At 69.6% G+C, this 3,581-nt stretch carries 1 protein-coding gene and 2 pseudogenes; 1 reads left to right on the top strand and 2 read right to left on the bottom strand.

Annotation, left to right across the window (positions count from 1 at the left end):
* Both AC2W7C_RS14980 and AC2W7C_RS14985 read right to left on the bottom strand, forming a co-directional pair.
* Positions 1–1,892 (bottom strand): annotated as a pseudogene (locus tag AC2W7C_RS14980) (TonB-dependent receptor); the annotation flags it as partial.
* Between the two features lie 484 nt (positions 1,893–2,376).
* Positions 2,377–2,978 (bottom strand): annotated as a pseudogene (locus tag AC2W7C_RS14985) (NAD(P)H-dependent oxidoreductase).
* An 87-nt stretch (positions 2,979–3,065) separates the two neighbouring features.
* On the opposite strand from AC2W7C_RS14985, the gene AC2W7C_RS14990 reads away from it, so the two are divergent.
* A partial coding sequence (locus AC2W7C_RS14990; RefSeq protein WP_486002130.1) for a TetR/AcrR family transcriptional regulator occupies positions 3,066–3,581 on the top strand: 516 nt, incomplete at its 3' end.

Raw genomic sequence — 3,581 nt, forward strand, 5'->3', positions numbered from 1 at the left:
GGAACGGGCGGGCGGGCGCTGCCGGGCTGGCCGGGCAGCGGGGCGGCGGCCGGATTGGGCGTGCCGAAGGCGCGCGAATAGTTGAAGCCGGTGCGAATGTCCTGCCGCTCGTAGCTGTCGAAATTCAGCGGACGGGCGTCGACGGCGATCAGGTTTCCGTCGATGTCGCGGGTGAAGCGGCCCGGCAAGGCGGCCTCGAGCGCCGCGGTCACCGCCGGGAAGGAGGCGAGATAGTCCTCGGTCTTCGAGTAGGTCCAGGTCGACATCAGGCTGAGGTCGATGTCGGAGAAGGGACGCAGGGTGCCGCCCGCCCGGATGACGGTGCGGTTGTCGGCGTTCAGATCCGGGTTGCCGCCGGTGGTCTGGTTGACCAGCACGGTCTGGCCGGTGCGGAAGTCGAAGACCGGGACGTTGGGCGTGACCAGGACGGGATCGTTCAGCTGGCTGATCGAGGGCGCGCCCTGTTCGTCGGTGTAGCTGACCAGGAAGGACAGCTTCTCGATCGGCGACCAGTTCATGCCGACGCCGAAGGTGGTCAGGCCGCCGAAGTCGGACAGCTCCTCGTAGCCGGCGTTGACGTTGAACGACAGATCGCCGAGCGCGGTCAGCACCTCCTGCCGGCGGCTGGCGATCGGCACGTTGAAGCTGGCCTGGACGTTGGCCCGGTCGCGCGACTGGGAGCGGTCGGTGGTCACGACGGTCTGAGTGACGGTCGAGTAGCGGTTGCTGGTCGAATCCAGCGAGCGGGTGTCGGCGCCGATCTTGATCGTCGAACTGATGTCGCCGGCGGGGAGTTCGAAGACATCGCCGTTCAACACCAGCTCCGCGGCCAGGACCTGGGAGACCGAATGGGCCGTGTCGTTGGGGATGCGGGCGAAGTCGGCCGGGTCCAGGGCCGCGAAGGGATCGGCGGTCGGGTCGTTGGCGGCCAGGCGGGCGTCGAAGGGCGTCGCGGCATAACCGCGGCCGGTGGTGGTGTCGGTCTCGACCCGGTCATAGCTCCCGCTCAACGTCCAGCGCCAATCGTCGCCCAGGAAGCCGTCCAGAACGACGCCAAGGCGGCCGGTCAGGGTGTCGGTCTCGCGGCGCAGGGAGGCGGCGTCGTCGATGTAGCGATGGACCAGGACATCGTTGGCGAACGGCGAGAAGGGGTTCGCCGCCGACAGGTCCAGGGTGACGCCCGGCAGGCCGTTGAAGCTGCGGCTGGTGCTGTCGTCCAGGCTGCCGCTGAAGGTGGCCTGGGTGGTGCTGTTCAGGTCGCGCTTGATCGTGCCGCGCACGGTGTTGCGTTCGGTCTCGGCCAGCAGGGTGCGGTAGGCGCCCAGGTCGCCCGTGCGCGGTTCGCCGGCGGCGGCGATGAAGTCGGACAGGGACAGGCCGCCCGTCGGGACGGGCGAGACGGTGCGGGGCAGGGCGGGATCGATGAGGTTCCCGGCGGGGTCACGCTGGACGTAGGGATCGCCGGTGACGTTGCCGATCAGGTCGTAGGGCGTCGAGCCGGGGTCGCGCTCGATGTTTCGCTCGCTCTCGAACAGGGGATTGGCGCGCTCGTGCTCCAGGTCCATCGACCAGCGGTTGGAGCCCGAGATGCGCAGGACGTTGCCCTCGACCTCGGCCACGGTGCGGCCGCCCTGAGTGGGACGGCGAGCGGTCAGCTCGGTCGTCACCGAGCGGAAATTGTTCTTCAGCACGAAGTTCACGACGCGCTGCTCGGCGCGGTAGCCGAACTGCAGGGCCACCTCCTCGGGCAGGATGTCGGTGCGCTCGATGGCCTCGGTCGGGATGCCCTGGATCTCCTGGAAGCCGGAGATGCGGCGGCCGTTGACCAGGAAGACGGGCTGCAGATCGGTGCGGCCGCTGGAGCTGCGAGTGATCGGCTCCAGATAGGTCATCAGTTCGGCGATGTTGGAGGCGCCGTAGGCCTGGATCTGGTCGGCGGTGAGGACGACGTCGGCCGGGATGTCGGTGTCGACGCTGCCGCGGGGGCGGCTGCCCGTGACGGTGGTGGTGCCCAGATCGTAGGCTTCCTCGCCGGTCCGCGCGGACGGCCGAGGGGCCGCAGGATCCTGTGTCGCGCCGGTCGCGGCCGGCGCGGGAGTTTGGGGCCGGCGTCTGGACCGGCGCGGGGCGCGGCCTGGATCGAGCCGGCCATCAGGCCGTAGAGGGGGCGGTCGTCACGAGAAAGCATGCGGGGGGCCTTTGCGGGGGGAGAGAAACGAGCTGCAAAACGTTCCGCCCCGGTGTTTTCCGTCGCATTTCAGCGCTGAAACCGAGAGTTGCGGACCGCCTGCGGGCTCAGGCCCTGTTTCGGCGACGCCGGGGGCGCAGGCCAATGAACTTTCATCAAGACTCCAGGCTGGAAAGCGACTGTGGCCTTTATGTCCCGACGTTCTTCGGCCCGAACACGGCGCGGCCGATCCGGCGGGCGGCTTCGAGGTGCGGTTGAACTTCGGTCGTCTCCACCTCGAAAAGGATCTCGGATGCCTCGACGGGGGCGCCGCAATAGCCGAAGACCCCGTGGTCGATCTGGACCCGCATGGCGTCCTGGTAGCCGTGCCGCCCGTAGGCGGACCGGTCCGAGCCGGCGACGGCCACCAGATGGACGCGCAGCCGCTGGAGCTTCCGCACCAGGCCCGCGCCGCCGGGCCCGTCCTCGAAGGCCCAGCCGTTGGAGAAGACCCGGTCGATCCAGCCCTTCAGCTGGGCGGCATGGACCACCAGAACACGGGGTAGACCAGCACCAGGGCGTCGGCCCGCTCCAGGCGGGCCTGTTCGGCGAGGACGTCGGCCGGCGCAGGCCCCGTCCGATGATGGACGGCGCGGTCCGCCAGGGTGAAGCGCGGGTCGAAGCCCTCGGCGGAGAGGTCGGCGATCTCGCAGCCGTGGCCGGCCCGCACGATTTCTTCGCCGATGGCCAGGGCGGCGCTTCGGGTGAGCGACGCGGGATCGGGATGGGCGAAGACGACAAGGGCATGCATGGGCGCGATCCGTCCCGGGTTGAGCGGACGGCTCCTGGGCTATATACTGAAAGTAACTTACTTTTGGTACATAAGGTGACGACCCTCTTGGAGTCAACCGGAGAGAAGGGCGCGACGCGGCGTCGGCTGGCGCGGGACGACCGCCGGCGGCAACTGCTGGAGGTCGCCTGGCGGCTGGTGCGCGAGGAGGGAGCCGACGCCCTGTCACTGGGGCGGCTGGCGGAGCAGGCGGGGGTGACCAAGCCGCTGGTCTACGATCATTTCGAGACCCGCAACGGCCTGCTGATCGCGCTCTACAGGGAATACGACGCCCGCCAGCACGCGCTGATCGACGCGGCGCTGGAGGCCAGCGATCCGACCCTGGCGGACAAGGCCGAGGTGATCGCCGGGACCTATCTGGACTGCGTCCTGCTGCAGGGCGGGGAAATCCCCGGGGTGAGCGCCGCCCTGGCCGCCTCGCACGAGCTGGAGAAGGTCAAGCACGAGTACGAGGGCGACTGGATGGAGAAATGCCGTCGCGCCCTGGCGCCGTTCGCGAGCGGCGGGGACGGTCCGCCTCGGCCCTCGTGGCGGTGCGTGGCGCGGCGGAGGCGCTGGTCGCGG

It is taken from the genome of Brevundimonas sp. CURTG3B2_SDJG, from assembly GCF_057364705.1.